Here is an 18,787-nt window from a genome sequence, read left to right on the forward strand (position 1 = left end):
GAACCTTTCATATTGAAATTTTTAGATAGATAACTAAAGATCCTGTCATGTCATTGAGCGTAATGTGAGCATGGTAAGCTCCGGCTTGCACAAGAAACGAAAAGGCAGCCCTGTCGTGCCGATTCCTCTGTTTACATAGAGCAACATCCCTTGAGAGCCAATATGGTACAGCCCCTGCACATAAAGTTTTGCTCCGGGAGGCGTTATTACCTCACCCACCAAGGGCAGGCGGACCTGGCCCCCATGGCTGTGTCCGGAGAGCTGGACATGGAATGAATACCCTGCCGCAATGTCTCCATAATCCGGCTCATGCATCAGCAGCAGCTTGAACATGCCCTCAGGCAAGTCGCGAGTGGCCGCTATCGGATCCGGATTTCCCCAGATTCCATCGTCCAATCCCACCACCGCGATCACAGCACCGTCCCGCCGCAGCTTCACCGAAGAGTTCCGAAGCACTCTAAACCCGGCCTCCTCCTCCATGTGGGTCAGCTTCTCCACGTCTCCGTAATCATGATTACCCAGTATGGAAAATAAACCAAGAGGGGCCTTGAGCGTGGCAAACGGCTTAATCGCTTCTGTCATATCCTCTGCATGACCATCCACCATATCCCCTGTAAAACAGATCATGTCCGGCTTCTCTGCATGAATCGCTTGCACCACACGTTCCACATCTTTCGCTCCAGTATGAAAACCCAGGTGCAAATCGCTAAAGTGTGCCACTTTCATCCCGTCAAAAGCCTTGGGCAGTGAAGGAAGCCGCACCTCCAGTCGAGTAACCTCCAGCCGATGAGGCTCCCATAGATAGGCGTAGGCCCCGGCTGCAGCGCCTGCTCCGACCACTGTCGATAGACCTGCCTTAAGAAACTGGCGGCGCGACAACGTCTTACGTTGACTAACTCGTTCTGTTCCTTGGCGAGCGGTACCATGCAGCGGTTCTGAGGATGGATTTCTCATATATGGACATCCTCCTATATAATAAAATGAAAGAATACCCGTTTTGCAGCCTTACCCATGACTCATATACATAAACGATCCGAAGAGAAAGGGGTCTTAATTATGACTGTTAACGATTCTATAGCAGCAATAGTTTCGGCACAGCAGCATTTTTTTCATAAAGATATCACCAAGGAAATCGATTTCCGTCTCCAGCAGCTGGGGAAACTGCGACAAGCTGTGATAGCCAGAGAAAACGACATCATGGAAGCCCTTCGCAAGGATTTAAACAAGAGCGAGCAGGAGGCCTTCTCCACCGAGATTGGAATTGTCTACAAAGAGCTTTCCTTCATCATAAAGAATCTGAAGCGCTGGGCCAAGCCGAAGCGTGTCAAAACCGCGCTGACGCACGTCGGCAGCAAAGGGATGGTCTATCCCGAGCCATACGGCACCGCGCTGATTATCGCCCCATGGAACTATCCCTGGCAGCTGGCCATCTCTCCGCTCATCGGAGCACTGGCGGCCGGGAATACTGCCATTGTGAAACCTTCCGAGCTAACGCCTAACGTATCGAGGCTGATTACTGCAATGATCGAAGAGACGTTCGATCCCGAATACGTAGCATCTGTCGAGGGAGGACCCGAGGTCAGCACAAGCCTGCTGGAGCAGCCTTTGGATTATATCTTCTTTACCGGCAGCACCCATGTCGGCAAAATTGTCATGGAAGCGGCTGCCAAGCAGTTGACCCCGGTCACACTTGAGCTTGGTGGAAAAAGTCCCTGCATCGTCCATGAGGATGCCCCCCTTGCCTTAGCGGCTTCACGTATCGCTTTTGGCAAATATACGAATGCCGGCCAAACCTGTGTTGCCCCGGATTATATTCTGGTCCACAGCCAGGTGAAGGAGAAGTTCATCTCGCATCTGAAGGATGCCATAACTTCGTTCTATGGCAAGGAACCACTGGCCAACCCCGACTACGGCCGTATTGTGTCGGAGAAGCATTTTGACCGATTATCCGGATTTCTGAACAATGGGACCCTTCGTCACGGCGGAAATACCCTTAGAGATCGCTTGCTCATTGAACCCACCGTGCTGGATGATATCACGTGGGATATGCCCGTGATGGAGGAAGAGATCTTCGGGCCGCTGTGCCCGATCCTGACCTATGACCATCTGCATGAAGCTGTCCAGGCGATTAATGCTCGCCCTAAACCGCTGGCGTTGTACCTGTTTACCGAGAATGAAGACGTGCAGGATTACGTTCTTTCTTCCGTTTCTTTTGGCGGAGGATGTGTGAACGATACGCTGATGCACTTGGCAACGCCCTTCCTTCCGTTCGGGGGTGTCGGGGAGAGCGGCATGGGCTCTTACCATGGAGAATACAGCTTTCATACCTTTTCCCATATGAAGAGTGTGCTCAAACAAACCAACCGGTTTGATTTTAAATTCCGTTACCCTTCAAAAAACGGTCTGGGCATCCTGAAAAAATTAATGAAGCCGTAGGCCCGGCTGTAAGCAAGGCGTCCGTTTCCTTCTACGCCGGCAGAACTGAAAGAGACGCACCAACTTGGTGCGCCTCTTTTTTATTACATGGAAGAATGCTTTCTCCGGTGCGGCATGTTGGCCTTCTTACTCTCTTCGCCGCCATCCAGCATCTCCGAGCCGTCTCCACCCGGTTTAAAGATCCGGCGAAGCGTTCCCAGCATCGACAGCGCGTAGGCTACGGTAATGAAGCTAAATGCAATCTCCAGCACGACCACAAGCCGGGACGTGTTGTCCACAGCGGCTACATCACCATACCCCACCGTCACAAACGTCGCCATACTGAAATACAGGAAGGTAATGAACTGGCTCAGCAAATCCTGACCGATATTAACACCTTCGAAGGATACACCTCCAAAGAGCTTATAAATGGACATATACACCAACGTGAAGAACAAAATACACATGCCCGCCGCCATGCTGATTCGAACCAGAGTTGTTTTCATATCGACGTGCTGATGAACAGAGTCAGCGATCTTATCAAATATGTACAGCACATAAAAAATAACGGAGCATAACGCAAACAGCAGGATCAAAGCGCGCATGCCGCCTTCTCCGGGCACAATCTTCATGAGATCGATCCACCCGAGCAGATCTTCAACCGACACCAGGGCATAAATGAGCAGCGGGGCTAGCAGCAAAGGCCTGCTGGACCATTTCTTATCCATGCTGTAGAAAAAATAGATCAACAGCAGCAATCCGGTTAAATTGAGCAGCCACATCCACCAGGACATAGTTCAGTCCCCTCCTTCGGCTTGGGGCCTGACCAGCAGGCCTTACTATCATCCTATTACCCTCGAAACGGTACTGAAACACCTGGAGGTGGTTGGTAATCGGCGTAATTGGCTTGATGTGTTCATGGCAGCTGGTTCTCAAGACACTTTACGAGTCTATCGATTCTCCTCCATCCAGCGCACCGCATAATCCACCATGGCCCGTTGTTCAGCCAAGATGCATTTCGCCTTGCCTACACGGCCATGCTTGTATGCTTCCCTGCATTCAACTTCAAATGCTGTTCCCAAGGCTTCGAAATCATCGGAATGGTAGGTGATATCCTGGAATGCTTCCCATTCCGTTCTCCCCTGCACTCTGCGTACCGGGGCATGGGCGGTAACTATCCTCTTTCCTCCCCAATCGGCGCGATATTCGCTAAGGTGGAATGATGTGTTATTGCCATAACCGCTCCCCAGCATCAGCACGTAGGCTCCTGTCTCATATAAACGCGCTAAAGGCGAGGTCTCTCCCAGGCTATAATCAAGCGCATGAGGATGCATGAGTGACTCTGCGTTCCTGCCGCGGGCAGCAAACGAGACATGAGGATGAGCGCTGCGGATAACGCCTTCCTGCTTCCGGAACACCTCCGGTATAATCCCCATGCCCGTAGTGACCGTCATATCGGGATGATAGGGCGGCATGCCCTCGCGGATCAAGTCCCACCATTTCGGGTCCGCCGGAGGATTGCCCCACGTCTCAGGATTGGTCAAGTTCGCGGACTGTGTCGGCATGACCAGTGTCCCTTCTTCGCCCAACACCTCCTCCAGCGCCAGTATGACTGCCTCTGGACCGCCAACAACCCACCCCCCAATGCTTTTGAGCGAGGAATGGACAAGCAAAGTCATTCCCTTCTGTACGCCCAGAATCATCAAGTCATCGCTTATGTCTTGTATCGTAATCGGTCTTTCTATAATCAACCTAACTCACCTCTGTTTAAATATCCGTAAAACACATGAATTATATCACACATTAAAAAAAGCGCCTGTACCGAAGTGATGCCCCGGTCAGACGCCTTGGTTGTGAAACCTGAAATTCGATTAAACGCCAAGCCAGCGCTTAAACAGATGTTTGGTTGTATCCTTGTTCATTTCCGCAATGGACGTTGTAAGCGGAATACCTTTCGGGCAAGAACGGACGCAGTTCTGCGAGTTGCCGCAGCCCTCGATGCCTCCATCCTGCATCAGAGCTTCCAGACGCTCTTCCTTGTTCATCTCTCCTGTCGGGTGAGCGTTGAACAAGCGGACTTGGGAAATGGCCGCAGGACCGATAAAGTCCGTTTTTTCGTTAACATTCGGGCAAGCTTCAAGACATACACCGCATGTCATGCATTTGGACAGCTCGTAAGCCCACTGGCGCTTCTTCTCAGCCATTTTCGGTCCAGGTCCCAGGTCATAGGTGCCGTCGATTGGAATCCACGCCTTAACACGCTTGAGCGCCGTGAACATACGACTGCGGTCGATAACCAGGTCTCTTACGACCGGGAACGTCTTCATCGGCTGAATCCGGATCGGCTGCTCCAGCTTGTCGATCAGCGCGGCACATGCTTGGCGCGGCTTGCCGTTGATTACCATGGAGCAAGCTCCGCAAACTTCCTCAAGGCAGTTGGAGTCCCAGCATACCGGCGCGGTTGTCTGACCTTGCGCATTTTTGGGATTACGCTGAATTTCCATCAGCGCACTAATGACGTTCATACCTGGACGGTACGGAAGCTCGAATTCCTCAGTGTAGGATTTCGTCTCCGGGTTGTCCTGGCGTGTAATGATAAACTTGACACTCTTTGAGGCGGCTGCCGTTTGAGACATATTAAATCCCCCTTCCTTCTTACTTGTCTTTCGAATAGTCGCGAATACGCGGCGGGATTAAGGAAACATCCACTTCTTCGTATGAAATCTGTGGTCCGTCAGGCGTCCAAGCAGCTTTCGTTGTTTTCAGGAACTCTTCATCGTTACGTTCAGGGAAATCAGGCTTGTAGTGAGCGCCGCGGCTTTCGTTCCGAAGAAGTGCGCCCAGCGTCATCGCCTCGGACAGCTCCAGCATGTTCCACAGCTGACGGGTGAATGCCACGCCCTGGTTGTTCCAGCGGGACGTATCCGTCATATTGATATTGCGGTAGCGCTGCTTCAATTCCTTGATTTTGCCGATGGTTGCCTCAAGCTTGTCATTATAACGAACAACCGTCATATTGTTGGTCATCCATTCGCCCAGCTCTTTATGGATCACGTAAGCATTCTCGGTACCTTCCATCTTGAGCAGGCCTTCGTATTTGTTGGTTTGCTCTTTCGCTACACGATCAAATACGGTCGAGGAAATGTCCTCTGTCGACTTCTTCATGCCTTTGATATATTCAATGGCCTTCGGTCCGGCCACCATGCCGCCATAAATCGCGGAGACAAGGGAGTTCGCACCCAGACGGTTTGCACCGTGATATTGATACTCGCATTCCCCGGCTGCAAACAGCCCCGGAATGTTTGTCATTTGGTTGTAATCGACCCACATGCCGCCCATGGAATAATGGACTGCCGGGAAGATTTTCATCGGGATTTTACGCGGATCATCGCCCATGAACTTCTCATAGATCTCGATAATGCCTCCGAGTTTCACGTCGAGTTCTTTCGGATCCTTATGGGAGAGATCGAGGTAAACCATATTCTCGCCATTGATGCCGAGTCCCATGTCTACGCACACAGAGAAAATCTCACGGGTTGCGATGTCACGCGGCACCAGATTTCCGTAAGCCGGGTATTTCTCTTCGAGGAAGTACCAAGGCTTACCGTCTTTATAGGTCCAGATCCGTCCGCCTTCACCGCGTGCCGATTCCGACATCAAGCGAAGCTTGTCATCACCTGGAATCGCCGTCGGGTGAATCTGGATGAATTCCCCGTTTGCATAATGAACGCCTTGCTGATAGACAGCGCTTGCTGCTGTACCGGTGTTGATGACCGAGTTCGTGGTTTTACCGAAAATAATGCCGGGACCACCGCTTGCCAGAATGACGGCTTCCGCTTTAAACGCCTTGATCTCCATCGTGCGCAGATCCTGGGCAGCAATACCGCGGCAGATGCCTTCGTCGTCGATGATCGCGTTCAGGAACTCCCAGTTCTCGTATTTCGTAACGAGACCGGCGGTTTCCCAGCGGCGAACCTGCTCATCAAGCGCATACAGCAGCTGCTGGCCTGTGGTGGCGCCAGCGAACGCAGTACGGTGGCGCTTCGTTCCACCGAAACGGCGGAAATCGAGCAGCCCTTCCGGCGTACGGTTAAACATAACGCCCATGCGGTCCATGAGGTGGATAATGCCAGGAGCCGCTTCACACATCGCTTTTACAGGTGGCTGATTCGCCAGGAAGTCGCCGCCGTATACCGTATCGTCAAAGTGCTCCCAAGGAGAGTCACCCTCGCCCTTGGTATTAACAGCTCCATTGATTCCGCCTTGCGCACACACGGAGTGAGAGCGTTTAACAGGTACAAGTGAGAATAGATGAACGTGAGCCCCGGCTTCTGCCGCTTTGATGGTTGCCATCAACCCGGCAAGGCCGCCGCCCACTACAATAATATTAGATGCCATTTTTCGTTCACTCCCCTTAACTTAAGACTGTCTTAACTACATCGATCGCTGCTGTTGCCGCCGCTTGGAACTCAGAACTGCGGAATGCAGTCATAGCAAGAATAAACAGCACGCTCATCAGCACGAACAAGCCCATGCAGATGTAAGTAGATACCTTCTGCGCGCGCGGACCGACGGTGATGCCCCAGCTGACGAGGAACGCCCACAGGCCGTTTGCGAAGTGGAAGGTTGCTGAGACTACACCGATAACATACAGAATAAACAGCACGGGGTTGTTCATAATGTTGTGCATCGTGGCGCCCAGATCATCATGCGTGATTTTGCCGATGATGATTTGGAAACGCGTATCGTACATATGCCAGATAACGAATACAAACGTGATAACCCCGGTGACACGCTGGATAGTAAAGCGAATATTGCGCTCATAACTGTAGTTCCCTACGTTATTTTTGGCCTGATAAGCAATGTACAGACCGTAGATGCCATGATAAAACAATGGCAGCCAGATCAGGAACAGCTCGAGGAAAAAAACGAGCGGCATGCTGTTCAGGAAATGCACGGCCCCCTCAAAGCCCTTCTTTCCGCCCTCGAAAGCCTTAAAGTTGGAGATCATATGGCTGATCAAGAATGCTCCCAGCGGTATGACACCAAGTAAGGAATGTAGCTTTCTGGAATAATACCCTTTCATTAGTTGACGTTCCCCTTTCCAATGTGCAGCGTTTTCATTTTCAATCTTTCCTATTTTCAGAACAATTACACTTTCCCTGTCCTAAAGAGGTTGTTCAAAAAGCCCGCTTGGGATCGCGAAGTGAATCAAGAAGCCACTCGGGATCGAATCTTGAATTCAGCCGCGCCTTCCGGTGCAGCGTACCCAAACTTCCAGCTGCGCACCTGACGTCCCTGGCTTCATCCAATCTAAGCGTTTTGAAGAAACGCACACCGGCAGCACAAGCCTCAGTATTGAAAACCGACCTCTTTGAACGCGGACTCAAACCGTTTCAACGACAAAAAGCTGCCTATTTCTGCAATAGTGTGAACAACTTGTGTCATGTCTCATGTTACTCCTTTTTTTCTTATAATGGAATTGCAATATAATTATTAATCGTTATAATCTATACGCATAAGCAATTATTTGCACGTATGTCTATTTTATATAGGAGGAATTTCATGTTCGAGGAACTGGACATGTTTGCCGTCGTTGTAGAGCAATCCAGCATTAATCAGGCGTCCAAGCTGCTTAATTTGTCACAGCCAGCCCTGTCCAGAAAAATAGCGAAGCTTGAGGATCAGCTCGGACTGCAGCTTTTTAACCGCCGCGGCAAACGCCTGGAGCTCACCTCCATCGGTCAGATTGTGTACACCTTTGCCCTGGAGCAGCGGCAGCAGCAGCTCAAATTCATGCAGACTTTGGCCCATTACCGGGAGGGCGACCAAATATCGATCAATCTGGGTGCCAGCCTGACCACCCTTCAGACGACGCTGCCCCCGCTGGTCAATGCATTCATGGAGCGCCATCCTGCAGCCGAAATCAAGCTGATTACCGGCAAAACCCATGAAATCGTTTCGTATGTAAGAGATAAGCGGGTGGATGTCGGCATCGTTGCCTCCTCAATCAACCAGCCCGGCCTAAACTGTATTCCGCTGTTTGATGACCACTTGGAGCTTGTCATTCCCTCATCGCACCCGCTGGCTGACATCGAAGACGTCGGAATTGAGCAGCTCCAAGGACTGCCAATGATTATCTTCTCGACCGGAACGTGGTACCGCAAGCTGACGGATGACCTGTTCCACCGCTGGGGCATTATGCCGGATATTCGAATGGAAATTGACTCCTTCGAGGCGATCGTCCGTTTGATTCCTACCTGCAAGGCGGCAGCACTTCTGCCCAAGTCGTACCTCCGTCCACAGTTATTATCCGATAACGGACTGGTCGACATTCATATTCCCGCACTCATCGAAACCCGTCGAACGACGTCGCTGATTTACGGCCAGGCCTCGGAGCTCAGCAAAGCGGCCAGCAGGTGGATTGACGAGACAGAGATTCTGTTCCGGAGACTGGAAGAGGAAAAATCAAAAAAAACCTGACAGCGATCATAGCCGTCAGGTTTTTCTTCTATATTTATTTCTCAAGCATGTTCACGACTTCAGATTCAAAGCGGTCTACGTTATCATTGGATCCGATAACGACCATAATATCGCCCGAGTTCACCACGTCCATGGCGGTCGGAGCCACAATAATGCCGGTTTGCTTATTCAGGGCTACCACGCTTACGCCATAACGAACCCTCGTATTCAGCTCGCTCAGTGTTTTTCCGTCCATGCAGTCCGTAACCGTCATCTCCACAATCAAATAGTCCTTGGATAATTCGATATAATCAAGCAGGTTCGGCGTAACGAGCTGGTGAGCTACCCGAATGCCCATATCCCGCTCCGGAAAGATGACCCGGTCCACGCCCAGCTTCTCCAGAGCACGGCCATGCAGGACCGAAATCGCCTTGGCCACTACCGTGGTAACACCAAGCTCTTTCAACAAGATGGCGGATAAAATACTCATCTGGATATCATTCCCGATTGCAACAATCCCACAATCGAAGTTGCGGATCCCGAGTGATTTAAGCACCTCTTCATCTGTAGCATCCGCGACCACCGTATGTGTCAGCAGCTCGCTCATATCCTCGACAACCTCTTCGTTCCGGTCGATGCCGAGCACCTCATATCCCTGTTCCATCAGTTCAAGCGCCAGGCTGGAGCCAAATCGTCCTAAACCGATAATTGCAAATTGCTTTGGTTTCATGTCTCTCCTATACTCCTTATCCAATAATCATTTTGCCTTCCGGATGACGATATAATTCTTTACCCTTTTTCGGCCCTAGTGCATAAGCAAGTGTCAGCGGACCCAATCGTCCTGCAAACATCGTAATACTGATCAATATTTTGCCGAACACGGTCAGATCAGGCGTTAAGCCCATCGAGAGCCCCACCGTACCGAACGCGGACGTTGTTTCGAACAGGATTTCCAGGAACTCCCCTTCCTCTGTCGTGGACAGAATCATGGAGACCGCAAGAACGAGCAGCAAGGTGAGAAGTGCGATGGTTAACGCCTTCAGTACCCGCTCCTGTGCAAGCCGGTAACGGAACATGACGATGTCGTCGCGTCCCCGCATCATGGCGATGACCGCACCAACCATAATGGTAAACGTCGTTGTTTTGATACCGCCCCCGGTTGATCCGGGAGATGCGCCGATAAACATGAGAATCACGATGAAAAACTGTGTGGCCTGCCTTAGGCCCGTAATATCTATAGTATTCGCACCCGCTGTGCGCGGCGTTACGGATTGGAACAACGCTCCTAAGAACTTCCCGCCCCAGTTGAGGGAGCCGAGCGTTCGCGGATTGGTGAATTCAAATATGAGAATAACGATAAATCCGACCAGCAGCAGCGCTCCTGTCATAGAGAGCACCACCTTGGAATGCAATGATAGTCTCCGCTGTTTCCGAAAGTCAATCAGATCAGACAAAACAATGAATCCAATACCGCCTGAAACAATCAAAAACATCACGACTACGTTTACCACCGGATCGTATACATACCCGGTCAAGCTTCGAAAATCGCCAAACAAATCGAAACCGGCATTGTTGAACATGGTCACCGCATGAAAAACACCGTAATATATCGCTTTTCCGATCGGCATATCAAACGCCCACCGGATAGACAGCAGTACAGCGCCACAAGCCTCAATCACGAGTGAGTATAACAATACTCTGCGAATCAGCCTTACGATGCCTTCCATCGAGGATTGATTCATCGCCTCCTGCAGGACAAGACGATCCTTGAGGGAAATTCGCCGTTTGAGGACCAGGGCAAACAAAGTAGCCATCGTCATGAAGCCGAGCCCGCCAATCTGAATCAGCAGCATGATCACGATCTGACCGAAAGAACTGAATGTTGTCCCTGTATCCACCACAACCAGACCCGTTACGCACGTTGCTGATGTCGAAGTGAACAATGCATCAATAAATCCAAGCGGCTCGCCGGTTCTACTGGAAATCGGCAGCATTAACAATGCAGCCCCGATGAAGATAATGGCCGCAAAACCAAGCACGAGAATCTGCGGCGGGGACAACCTGAGCCATTTTAATTTGGAGTTCAATCCGTCACCTTCTTAAAAAAAGTCAAAGAAAAAAGACACTGGAAAACGCAGTGCCCCTTACGGTCTGGTTCCTGTGCTGCAGCCTACGAGGTTAGCTGACGGATTCGGGCATTTCCACAGGTCGCCCTATTCATTATTCTATAGAATAATGAAATTCACCCCAATTACATGGTTCCCCCATTTTCAGTACGAAATTCGGCTGGAATATTCGGTTCCTTGAAGCATGATGTGATTATAACCCAATCCGGTGCGTAACCCAACGCTGTTTTTCACCCAAAAAGTCTTTAAAAGAGCTCGAATTGGGCATATTCAAGAATACAAGCGTATGGTTCTCTAACATTTTCGAAACCTTTCATTCATTTTCATCGTTTTATTTCATTATTACCAAATTGGGATAAGCTGCTTATCCCTTTCATATCTATGTTATATTGGCTCTATGCGTTCTTCATCAGGCAGCTCTATTACCCAGTGGAGTATCAACTTTCCAGAGGAGGAAATTCATGAATCGTGCAAGAGAGCCTTTGAGGCTGAAGCCCAACTTGAAGCAGCTCATCGCGCCTGCCGCAGTTGGCCTGATTTTGTTCCTGTTATTTCAGGTATTTCCATCAGCCAATACGGATTCTACCGAGATGGCCACTCCGGATATTATATCCAAAGCACAAGCCCAGCAAGCCGCTTCCAGGTTCGCACAGGAGCACTTGCAGTTCTCCGCTGCGGAAGCTGAGGAGACATTGATTACATATCAATCCAAATCTGAGCTTTACGGATATTTAGCGAGGGAAAAGAAACTCTCGGAGTACAACAAAACCTTTGAGGCCAAATATCCCTATGACGTATACCGCGTTCGCTTCAGCGAGCCGGGAGGCGATGCCCTCAATGTGGACGTGCATATGCAGAATTCCGGCATCGTCGGGTTCTCGTATGATTTTGCCCGCTCCAGTTATGACCGGATTGAACTGAACAAGGGTAAAGTGCAGAAACAAATGCTCCTTGTCGTAGAGGACGGCATGACTTTGGCCGATAAGCAGCAGCTTGCCGAGCCTTGGCTCAAGCGTGCAGGCTACGATATTTCGCATCTGAAGCTGGTTACGCGGGAAGGAGAACCCCGGCTGAAATACGTGGATCCGGAAACCAAGATCGGCGATTCCGTGCTGGAGCTGCGCTTCACCTTCGAGCACGGGAAATTACGCTCCTATGAGCCATCCTTCTCGATTCCGGCTGCGCATTCCGCTTATGTTAACAAGCAGACTCAAGATGCAACACTGCTGACGCTGGCGGGTTACGGTTTGTTTACCCTGATTCTTGGCATACTTGCCATTGTGTACAGCGTGAAGACCAGAGCTTACACCTCGTTTAAACGCGGCTTGTTCCTATCGGCGCTGCTATTCGTTATTCAAATGCTGAATACGTACAATCTGGTACCCGTGTTCAAATCCGAGGGCATGTCTTCTACCGGCATTCTCGGCATGATGATATTCTATGCGGTCTATTCACTCATCTTCTCCGCGCTGCTCTACTTCTCCCTGGTCGGGGGCAACGGGCTGTGGCAAAAAGAAGACGGCCTTAACCCATGGCCGCGGGCCAAGGAAGCCGGGTATGGACGTTATGTGCTGGATAGCATGAAGCTGGGGTATATGTGGGCGTTCATTCTGCTCGGAGTTCAATCTCTGATCTTTATTGTTCTTGGTCTTACCTTGAATACATGGTCCACAACCGATGCCACGCAATCGCCTTACAATATGCTGTATCCATGGCTGTTCCCTTTGATGGCCTGGTTTGCAGGCATATCGGAGGAAGCCGTATACCGGCTGTTTGGTATTAAAATGGTGAAGAAAATCGTTCGCAATACCTTTGTGGCAAGTTTGATCACCTCGCTCATCTGGGCGCTGGGGCATACGCTTTATCCGATATACCCTGTGATCTCGAGGCCTATCGAGCTGGTCATCATCGGCTTGCTGTTCAGTTACATCTTCTTGAAATACGGGTATCTCGCGGCCATGTTCTCCCACGTCATCTTCAACAGCATTCTGATGGGCCTCAGCCTCGTTATGCTCAAGGATACCGCCAACTTGCTGATCGGGGTGTTCTACATGGTGCTGCCGGGAATTGTTGCATATTTGATATACCGTTTCAATCCGACAAAAAAAGAGAAGCCGTATGTTACGACTCCTCCTCACGAAGTGCATTAAGAATTTGCGTTGCTAATTTTTCACCTATGGAAAGGGGCTTGAAGTCTTCGACTGAAGCCTCTTTTATTTTTTTGACCGAGCCAAAATGCTTCAGCAGCAGCTTGCGGCGCTTCTCCCCTATGCCGGGAATGGAATCGAGCTTCGAAGTCACCATCGATTTGCCGCGCTGATCGCGGTGGAAGGAAATCGCAAAGCGGTGAACCTCATCCTGGATGCGCTGCAGTAAATAGAACTCCTGGCTGTCCCGTGGCAGTGTTACCGGCTCCGGTGGATCTCCGATCATTAACTGCGCCGTTTTGTGCTTGGCGTCCTTCACAAGCCCGCATACCGGGACAAACAGTCCCAGCTCATTCTCCAATACATCGATGGCCGCAGAGATTTGTCCCTTGCCTCCATCAACCACGATAAGGTCGGGAAGCGGCAAGTTCTCCTTCAAGACGCGCTCGTACCGCCGCCGAATCACTTCACGCATCGTATCATAATCATCCGGTCCCAGGACGGTGCGGATTTTGTATTTGCGGTATTCCTTTTTATCCGGCTTCCCATTGGTGAATACCACCATGGCCGATACCGGATTGCTCCCCTGTATGTTCGAGTTGTCAAATGCTTCAATCCGGTTTAGCGACTGGAGTCCAATCACTTCACCCAGATTAGCCGCCGCAACCGAGGTGCGTTCTTCATCGCGCTCGATCAACCGGAACTTCTCGTCCAGGGAAACCCTCGCATTATCCGATGCCATGCCCACCATCTGTTTCTTCAAGCCCCGCTGCGGCACGTGTACCTTCACTCCAAGCCATTCCTGCAAGGCGGCAGCCCCGCCGGCGGCATCCACGATACCCTCTGCCTCCGCCTTCTCCTCTTGAGCCTGGACTAAGGCTTCCTGCAGCTCTTCCGCAGAACCTGCAGTTGGCTGGCTCGCCGAATCCGCGGTATTCTCCTTGCCCTGTACGCTTTCAGCTTCCATAACGGTTCCCGTTGCGGTTACTGAACCAGCAGCTTCCTCTATCAACAGAGGGCCAGGGAGCAGAATTTCTTGCGGCAGTGCAGGATTGTCGCTGTAATATTGGGCAATAAAAGACATAAAGTCACTGTGCGCATCCCCGTAGAACGGAAAGACGGATTTGTTGCGCTGCACCATTTTCCCCTGCCGCATGTACAGAATCTGCACACACATCCAGCCTTTATCCACAGCATAACCGAATACGTCGCGGTCCCGTGTATCCGTGGTCGTAATCTTCTGCTTCTCCATTAAGGTATCGATATGGATGATCTGATCCCGCAGCTCTTTGGCACGCTCAAAATATAAATCCTCCGCGGCCTCCTGCATTTTGCGCTGCAATTCCTTCTTGATCTCTTCATGTCCGCCGTTCAGAAAAGAGTTAATCTCGCCGGTAATCTGCTCATAGGCGGAATTCGGCACTTCCTTCACGCATGGAGCCAAGCATTGCCCCATATGATAATACAAGCACACTTCTTTAGGCATGACACCGCATTTGCGCAAAGGGTACATCCGGTCCAGCAGCTTTTTGGTCTGCTGTGCCGCATACGCATTCGGGTAGGGGCCAAAATATTTCGCTTTATCTTTAAGCACCCTTCGGGTCACTTCCAGACGAGGATGCTCTTCATTCGTAATTTTAAGGTATGGATAGGTTTTATCATCCTTCAGCAGCACGTTGAATCTGGGCTGATGTGTTTTGATCAGGTTGCACTCCAGAATGAGCGCTTCCATGTTGCTGCCTGTCACAATGTATTCGAAATCGCGAATTTCCGAAACGAGCATTTGGGTTTTTCCGTTATGGCTACCGGTAAAATAAGAGCGCACCCGATTCTTCAGCACCTTGGCCTTGCCCACGTAGATAATCGTTCCATCCTGATTTTTCATCAGGTAACAGCCGGGCAGATCCGGCAGTAATGCCAGCTTATGGCGAATACTCTCAAGCGCCTTCTCCTGCTCCTGCAGCTGTTTGGCAAAATCGTCCATGCTTTTCCTCCTCTCCAAGGAGATTATATATTATTAACCATAAATATAAACCATTATGAATAACCACACAAAGCGCCTTCGGGTTTATACCGAAGGCGCTGTATGAAAGCGGATTTCAGCTGATGCCAAACCACGCTTATTGATGTTTTGCAATAATGCCTTTCAAGGCTTCCTTGGAATTCAAACCAACCACTTTATCGACAGGCTGGCCGTCTTTAAAGAAGATCATGGTCGGAATGCTCATCACGCCAAAGCGTGCTGCGGATTCCGGATTCTCATCCACGTTCACCTTTGCGATTTTCACATCATCACCGAGTTCTGAAGACAATTCGTCCAGAATCGGAGCAAGCATTTTACAAGGGCCGCACCACGGCGCCCAAAAATCAACTACAACCGTTCCTTCGCCTTCAACTTCATTCACGAAGGTTTGGTCGGTAACATTGACGATAGCCATTGTATTCTCCTCCTCACAGGATAAGATCGGGTATAGTGCAAATCATAATTGTCGAATGGGTCGACGAATTTAGTATACCACAATCGGCCCGAAAAAGTGAAATATACTCACCTAAAGAAAGAGGATTTCACGGGATTTTTATGCAATCTTTACAAATGATTTGCGCATTGGGTATACTACTAGTAACAAGTCGGGTGACTGTCAAGTTTTCGTGTTCACACGACATGTTCACCTTTTGAGGAGGCAAGCACCATGGATGTAAACGTACGCGTTAACGATCCACGGGAGCACATCAATGAAGAACCACGCAATGACTTTGGCGATTTGATGATGGGCTTCGTGGGGATGTTCGGTTTCATGACCATCATCTTTTTCGGATTCGTTATTATCAAGTTCCTGGTCGGCTAATTGATGATTCCTTGTGCAGCATTAAAAAGTCTGATCCCGCCGCGTTCTGTACGCTAACGGGATCAGACTTTTTACGATTTCCGGGAAGTTTGTCCATGATAAAGATGTGACCGCCGCAATCGATCTAAAATTTACCTCGCTGGTTCTCGCCGAATAAGTGGACCACATCCACAAAAGGCGCAATCCGGTTCATCAACCGCTGCCCCTTATGGGCTTCTTCGCCGTCCTTGCTTGTGAAGCTGAGATGCTGCTCAAGTCCGTCGAGCGGATAGTTTGACGTATAGAAGGTCGGCAGCCGGTTCATCCGGAAATTCAGGATGGAACCAAGGACATGATCTCGAACCCACGGATTCAAGTTCTCCGCACCAATGTCGTCAAAGATCAGCAGATCGCAATGCTTCATGGTCTCCACCATTTCCTTCAGCTTCTGTCCATCCTGCATCATGGTTTTCAGATCCTCCACGAAATCAGGCATGTACACAATGACGCCCGAGTGGCCCACCTTCGCGAGCTCATGCATCAAATACCCCATCAGATAGGTCTTCCCGGTGCCAAACGAACCGGTAAGATACAGTCCTCGCGGAGACAAGCCGTTCTCCTTGGTATCCCGGATATATTTAAAGACCTGGTGAACCGCAGGTGCCCGCAAACGGTCCTTTGCCATAATCTCCATATTGTTATAACCTTCGTTCAAGGCATGCTCATCCACATAAAAGCTGCGAATCCGTTTCTTGATCTGGTCCTCGCTGGTCTTTGCAATCTGCAAGGAACAAGGCGCCTTCCGCTCATAAATCTCTACCGTTCCATTCACCCGCTGAATATCCAGCTTGCTGATATGCCCCTGGAAATCATTCGGACAGCGGTCCAGCCCCGGACACGACTGGCAATGGGCCTGGTCCCCCGCGTATTGATACAGTTTACTTAAATTTAAGCGTATGACCCGATCATCGATTTCCGGGAATTCGCTCCGCAATGCTTGTATCAGAGGATTCTTGAGTAAATCCTCCGTAATCTGCTCGGTTCTGCGCCGAAGCGCAGGACTTTTCATACTCTCCAGCAGTTCACCAAGGGACTCCATCTCTTTTTCCTCCTCTCATGAGCGGTATCTCATTATCCGCCCTTCTTATTGCCGGCTTGCATTTCTGCCGCAAATCGCATCATTTCCTCGAACTCCTCATCCGATACGGCCTCACCCTGATCGGACTCCAGCGCCACCGGGATTTCCGGCTTCACCTTCCCGCCCTTAGCGTATGTACGCGTACGTTGCGTGGTTGCCTTCTGTTTGCCTTTCATCTTGGCTTGATCACGTATATATTGAACAGCTTTCTCGTAGCTGTTAACCTGCTTCAGCAGCATGTTGGAAGCGATCGCTTCCACAAAATTGCGGTTGATCCGCTGCTCGCCGCCTGCGGCAATAAGCGACATTAAATAATGAATGAGCACGTTGATGACTTCGCCCGGCAGTTTGTAACTCAGATCAATCTTTTCAAAGATATCCAGGAACTGTGCAGGAACGGAGCCTGGAAAGAACGTCTGCAGCAGCCGGGTATAGGGTTCGTTGCGAAGCATCATATTATATTGGTGTATATCACATTTCGATTGGAACTGGGCTGGAACCTCCACATAAAATTCCGTCTGTACCGCATGCTCCTGTACGGGCTCGTCCGGATCGGCTGTCATCTCCTGATGGAGAGCGATCACTTTGCCTGCCGTAATCTGCCGCTTCTCCTGCATCTTCATTCCTTGACGGAAGTGAAGGCTTGCCTTGTGCTGCAGATCATCCAGCACGACCTCGCCATGCTCGGTAAATATGCCGTCCTCGTCCAGCAGCCGGCACAAGTCCTGCGTGCTCAGATCGTATTTGCGCACAACGTAATTCACAATGCCCATTTGCTCGTGATCATAGCGGAGCCGCTCCACAAATACCCGATTGCGGGATTCACGCGGGAAGCGAAGAATGATGTCGGCATAATTCAGGCCATCCCCTTGCGGATTCGGCGGCAGGATGGACTTACGCGACACCGCGACCTCCTCCAGCGCTTGCTCCAGCTCATAATCAATAACGTGCGTGTTCAACTCAAAAATATCATAAAAGGGAACCGAAATGTTCTCCTTGTTTAAGGAAATACCGGACCATTCAAGAGGCTCCTTGCTCCACAGCTCTTCCCTTAGCGACAGGACGGCGAATTTCCCCACCTTGTCCCGAAGCAGCAGTGTCAGATGCTGTGTGTTGAAGAACTCCGCCGGACTGAGCGGCGCCTGCAGCTCATATTCATATACATGGTCATCCGTTTCCGGGACGAACATCCGACTTGTCTGCAGTAACCCTACCGCTTCAAGCTTGGAGGTTTGTTCAATGAGATAACGGCGTCCTTTTTCACTAGGATCAAGTCCCAGGGTCAGGAATAATCGTCGCTGCTGTTCAATGGCCGAATAACCCACCTTCTCCACCGGTACATGGGAAACGAGAAGACGGTAAAGACTGACCGCAAACGCACCAACCATCGGTTGATAAATCGAACCAAGCATTTTGTCATCCAGGCCGCTTAAACAGAAGTCACGGTATACGCAGTAACGGTGGTTCTCGGTAAAATGTAAAAAATTAGTCATGCGCATCGTTTATGCTCCCCCTGTCGCCCAAAAATAGACTTCCTCTATTCTATCATAAATCCGAAGATCAGAAGTCGGTTCTTTCGCATCAAAAATTATGGAATTCGCATATTCACGCTTTGCATGGTTCCACAAATAAATAAATGACGGCCCCCGGGTATTGAAGAGCCGCCATTAACAC

At 50.3% G+C, this 18,787-nt stretch carries 16 protein-coding genes and 1 riboswitch; of the genes, 4 read left to right on the forward strand and 12 right to left on the reverse strand.

Translation table 11 applies throughout. The features are described 5' to 3' along the window. Positions 1-45 precede the first annotated feature (45 nt). On the reverse strand, positions 46-954 hold the full coding sequence (locus PGL02S_RS10930; RefSeq protein ID WP_036644680.1) for a metallophosphoesterase: 909 nt from the start codon (positions 952-954) through the stop codon (positions 46-48). Between the two features lie 102 nt (positions 955-1,056). Here PGL02S_RS10930 and PGL02S_RS10935 point away from each other — a divergent pair, with 102 nt between their 5' ends. After that, positions 1,057-2,436 (forward strand): aldehyde dehydrogenase, encoded by a 1,380-nt coding sequence (locus PGL02S_RS10935; RefSeq protein WP_006212582.1) that lies wholly within the window; start codon positions 1,057-1,059, stop codon positions 2,434-2,436. Positions 2,437-2,519: 83 nt separating this feature from the next. Here the strand turns inward: PGL02S_RS10935 and PGL02S_RS10940 are convergent, their stop codons facing one another. From PGL02S_RS10940 to PGL02S_RS10960, 5 genes are all read right to left on the reverse strand, one after another. Further along, complete coding sequence (locus tag PGL02S_RS10940) at positions 2,520-3,209, reverse strand: potassium channel family protein (protein ID WP_006212583.1); 690 nt, start codon at positions 3,207-3,209, stop codon at positions 2,520-2,522. Between the two features lie 156 nt (positions 3,210-3,365). After that, entirely contained in the window at positions 3,366-4,166 is an 801-nt protein-coding gene (locus tag PGL02S_RS10945; RefSeq protein WP_036644682.1) for an AAC(3) family N-acetyltransferase, read from the reverse strand. A gap of 120 nt (positions 4,167-4,286) precedes the next feature. Beyond that, a complete protein-coding gene (gene sdhB / locus PGL02S_RS10950) occupies positions 4,287-5,051 on the reverse strand; it encodes a succinate dehydrogenase iron-sulfur subunit (RefSeq protein ID WP_006212585.1) in 765 nt (254 codons plus the stop codon). Between the two features lie 19 nt (positions 5,052-5,070). Then, positions 5,071-6,813, reverse strand: a complete 1,743-nt coding sequence (sdhA, locus tag PGL02S_RS10955; RefSeq protein WP_006212586.1) for a succinate dehydrogenase flavoprotein subunit — start codon at positions 6,811-6,813, stop codon at positions 5,071-5,073. Between the two features lie 16 nt (positions 6,814-6,829). Further along, positions 6,830-7,501 carry a succinate dehydrogenase cytochrome b558 subunit gene (locus PGL02S_RS10960; protein WP_006212587.1) on the reverse strand — a complete coding sequence of 224 codons (672 nt, stop codon included), beginning with the start codon at positions 7,499-7,501 and terminating at the stop codon, positions 6,830-6,832. Between the two features lie 479 nt (positions 7,502-7,980). Here PGL02S_RS10960 and PGL02S_RS10965 point away from each other — a divergent pair, with 479 nt between their 5' ends. Next, positions 7,981-8,898 (forward strand): LysR family transcriptional regulator, encoded by a 918-nt coding sequence (locus tag PGL02S_RS10965; RefSeq protein WP_006212589.1) that lies wholly within the window; start codon positions 7,981-7,983, stop codon positions 8,896-8,898. Positions 8,899-8,932: 34 nt separating this feature from the next. Here PGL02S_RS10965 and PGL02S_RS10970 read toward each other — a convergent pair whose 3' ends face one another. Next, on the reverse strand, positions 8,933-9,607 hold the full coding sequence (locus PGL02S_RS10970) for a potassium channel family protein (protein WP_006212590.1): 675 nt from the start codon (positions 9,605-9,607) through the stop codon (positions 8,933-8,935). Between the two features lie 16 nt (positions 9,608-9,623). Continuing rightward, positions 9,624-10,964 carry a TrkH family potassium uptake protein gene (locus PGL02S_RS10975; RefSeq protein ID WP_036644685.1) on the reverse strand — a complete coding sequence of 447 codons (1,341 nt, stop codon included), beginning with the start codon at positions 10,962-10,964 and terminating at the stop codon, positions 9,624-9,626. A gap of 65 nt (positions 10,965-11,029) precedes the next feature. Beyond that, positions 11,030-11,175, reverse strand: a riboswitch (cyclic di-AMP (ydaO/yuaA leader). A gap of 289 nt (positions 11,176-11,464) precedes the next feature. Between PGL02S_RS10975 and PGL02S_RS10980 the strand changes: the two genes are divergently transcribed. Further along, positions 11,465-13,153, forward strand: coding sequence for a CPBP family intramembrane glutamic endopeptidase (locus PGL02S_RS10980; RefSeq protein ID WP_036644688.1), 1,689 nt, complete (start codon positions 11,465-11,467; stop codon positions 13,151-13,153). On the opposite strand, the gene uvrC is transcribed toward PGL02S_RS10980, so the two are convergent. Together uvrC and trxA are read right to left on the reverse strand one after the other, a co-directional pair. Beyond that, on the reverse strand, positions 13,125-15,134 hold the full coding sequence (gene uvrC, locus PGL02S_RS10985) for an excinuclease ABC subunit UvrC (RefSeq protein WP_036644691.1): 2,010 nt from the start codon (positions 15,132-15,134) through the stop codon (positions 13,125-13,127). The genes PGL02S_RS10980 and uvrC overlap by 29 nt on opposite strands. Before the next feature lie 136 nt (positions 15,135-15,270). Continuing rightward, positions 15,271-15,588 carry a thioredoxin gene (gene trxA, locus PGL02S_RS10990; RefSeq protein WP_006212593.1) on the reverse strand — a complete coding sequence of 106 codons (318 nt, stop codon included), beginning with the start codon at positions 15,586-15,588 and terminating at the stop codon, positions 15,271-15,273. Between the two features lie 252 nt (positions 15,589-15,840). Between trxA and PGL02S_RS10995 the strand changes: the two genes are divergently transcribed. After that, entirely contained in the window at positions 15,841-15,996 is a 156-nt protein-coding gene (locus PGL02S_RS10995; RefSeq protein ID WP_006212594.1) for a hypothetical protein, read from the forward strand. Positions 15,997-16,120: 124 nt separating this feature from the next. Here PGL02S_RS10995 and dnaI read toward each other — a convergent pair whose 3' ends face one another. Further along, positions 16,121-17,074, reverse strand: coding sequence for a primosomal protein DnaI (gene dnaI, locus PGL02S_RS11000; RefSeq protein ID WP_006212595.1), 954 nt, complete (start codon positions 17,072-17,074; stop codon positions 16,121-16,123). 32 nt (positions 17,075-17,106) lie between these two features. Continuing rightward, complete coding sequence (locus tag PGL02S_RS11005) at positions 17,107-18,612, reverse strand: replication initiation and membrane attachment family protein (protein WP_036644694.1); 1,506 nt, start codon at positions 18,610-18,612, stop codon at positions 17,107-17,109. Between the last annotated feature and the right edge of the window lie 175 nt (positions 18,613-18,787).

Origin of the sequence: Paenibacillus glucanolyticus NBRC 15330 (assembly GCF_004000885.1) — a bacterium.
In the GTDB taxonomy this organism is placed as follows: domain Bacteria; phylum Bacillota; class Bacilli; order Paenibacillales; family Paenibacillaceae; genus Paenibacillus_AQ; species Paenibacillus_AQ glucanolyticus.

Excerpts from the sequence above, each read along its gene's own strand:
- PGL02S_RS10930 (WP_036644680.1), bottom strand. The coding sequence starts at position 954 with ATGAGAAATCCATCCTCAGAACCGCTGCATGGTACCGCTCGCCAAGGA.
- PGL02S_RS10935 (WP_006212582.1), top strand. The coding sequence starts at position 1,057 with ATGACTGTTAACGATTCTATAGCAGCAATAGTTTCGGCACAGCAGCAT.
- PGL02S_RS10940 (WP_006212583.1), bottom strand. The coding sequence starts at position 3,209 with ATGTCCTGGTGGATGTGGCTGCTCAATTTAACCGGATTGCTGCTGTTG.
- sdhB (WP_006212585.1), bottom strand. The coding sequence starts at position 5,051 with ATGTCTCAAACGGCAGCCGCCTCAAAGAGTGTCAAGTTTATCATTACA.
- sdhA (WP_006212586.1), bottom strand. The coding sequence starts at position 6,813 with ATGGCATCTAATATTATTGTAGTGGGCGGCGGCCTTGCCGGGTTGATG.
- PGL02S_RS10960 (WP_006212587.1), bottom strand. The coding sequence starts at position 7,501 with ATGAAAGGGTATTATTCCAGAAAGCTACATTCCTTACTTGGTGTCATA.
- PGL02S_RS10965 (WP_006212589.1), top strand. The coding sequence starts at position 7,981 with ATGTTCGAGGAACTGGACATGTTTGCCGTCGTTGTAGAGCAATCCAGC.
- PGL02S_RS10970 (WP_006212590.1), bottom strand. The coding sequence starts at position 9,607 with ATGAAACCAAAGCAATTTGCAATTATCGGTTTAGGACGATTTGGCTCC.
- PGL02S_RS10980 (WP_036644688.1), top strand. The coding sequence starts at position 11,465 with ATGAATCGTGCAAGAGAGCCTTTGAGGCTGAAGCCCAACTTGAAGCAG.
- uvrC (WP_036644691.1), bottom strand. The coding sequence starts at position 15,134 with ATGGACGATTTTGCCAAACAGCTGCAGGAGCAGGAGAAGGCGCTTGAG.
- trxA (WP_006212593.1), bottom strand. The coding sequence starts at position 15,588 with ATGGCTATCGTCAATGTTACCGACCAAACCTTCGTGAATGAAGTTGAA.
- PGL02S_RS10995 (WP_006212594.1), top strand. The coding sequence starts at position 15,841 with ATGGATGTAAACGTACGCGTTAACGATCCACGGGAGCACATCAATGAA.
- dnaI (WP_006212595.1), bottom strand. The coding sequence starts at position 17,074 with ATGGAGTCCCTTGGTGAACTGCTGGAGAGTATGAAAAGTCCTGCGCTT.
- PGL02S_RS11005 (WP_036644694.1), bottom strand. The coding sequence starts at position 18,612 with ATGCGCATGACTAATTTTTTACATTTTACCGAGAACCACCGTTACTGC.